Origin of the sequence: Streptococcus sp. A22, assembly GCF_043674215.1 — a bacterium.
GTDB classification, from domain to species: domain Bacteria; phylum Bacillota; class Bacilli; order Lactobacillales; family Streptococcaceae; genus Streptococcus; species Streptococcus suis_V.
On record NZ_JBIMJQ010000067.1, the window covers coordinates 1 to 1,257 of the forward strand.

Consider the following 1,257-nt stretch of genomic DNA (forward strand, 5'->3'; position numbering starts at 1 on the left):
AAGGTCTTCTTGGTTCGCAGCTTGGTCATGGTTTCAGACTTGGTAGAGCCTTTAGCATGTAGGCTAATCATCACTTCTAAATCTGACTGCATGAGGTCACGAATAAATTTATCCCCTAACTCCATGCCATAGTCACGAACATAAACAATCTGTAATAATCGATCGTCCAATTCAATATGATTCTTGTGTTTAAAGGAAAGGTAGGTTGGGGCAATAAAGTGTTTGGTGGATTGACCTGAGAGGGTCAAATCCTTGTAAGAAAACGGTAAATGATTTTCACCTCGTAACATATCCGCAAGGACATTCACTCGCTCCTCTCCACCAAGTAAACCAAGAGATACATCAATCTCTGAAAAGCCACTTTTGAAATATTCCCCAATCTGTGATAGAGAACGAAAAGCTAGTTTTGGTGTTTGGTCGCTCTTGCCAAATGAAAGAAACTTGACAGCTGAAAAGTTGTTCTCACCCGCCTCTAAGTTGGCATTCATCATGCGATTCAATTCATCACGATAAGCATCAAATCCATCTTCCTGCAAGGGATAGAGAATACTCTTACGGAATTTTTCCAAATTAACTTTTTGATTGAAAATAGTCAGTTGGAAATTGGTCTGATCATCCAGTGAATTGATTAAATCGGAATATTTCTCCACGATAGCTCCCTTATCTTCTAAGCCAACTGTTTGATAATTGACATCTCCTAAGAGATAGGTTTGTGAGAAATAGCTTGGGCTGACCTGCATAAGGCCATTCTGAAAAAGCCCTTGATAGGCTAACGTATTTACGGTAGAAGGTCTGATCTCCTGCTTCTGTGTTTTCGTCTTTTGCTTTTGGTCATTAGAAGGTTTCTTTGGTTTCATTGAGTGTTTTAATTTTTTCACGTTGGTCTCCTTTTCTTCCAGTAAATGTACGATCTGGTACTGTTAGTTCATAATGAAAACGGTACTTGAGGTAGGTTTCAAATGGTAAATCATTAGGGCGATAGACCCCAAATAACATGAGTGGAATGGTAAAGCTAAAAACAAAACCATAGACAAACCAATCCCCAAATTGCCAATAAAATAGGTTCAAGCCCAGTACCAAAATGGTTAGGGCGACAGCTGGAAATACAAAAATAACCTGTCTAGTTGTAAATCCTAGCCATGCCCTGTGTTGAACCTTTGAGATATCCTTAAAGACACGAGTGTTCATAAATGTTCTCCAATCTAAATAAGCTATAAAAAGAGGAGGCGGGCAATTTACTCCCATCCTCCTACATCC

Annotated in this window: 1 protein-coding gene and 1 pseudogene; both read right to left on the reverse strand. The window is 39.2% G+C overall.

The genetic code is table 11. From position 1 onward, the window contains the following. Positions 1–878, reverse strand: a pseudogene (locus ACHBHN_RS11300) (type VI secretion protein); the annotation flags it as partial. Next, on the reverse strand, positions 835–1,188 hold the full coding sequence (locus ACHBHN_RS11305) for a PrgI family protein (RefSeq protein ID WP_024400610.1): 354 nt from the start codon (positions 1,186–1,188) through the stop codon (positions 835–837). The pseudogene ACHBHN_RS11300 and the gene ACHBHN_RS11305, both read right to left, overlap by 44 nt. Positions 1,189–1,257: the final 69 nt, after the last annotated feature.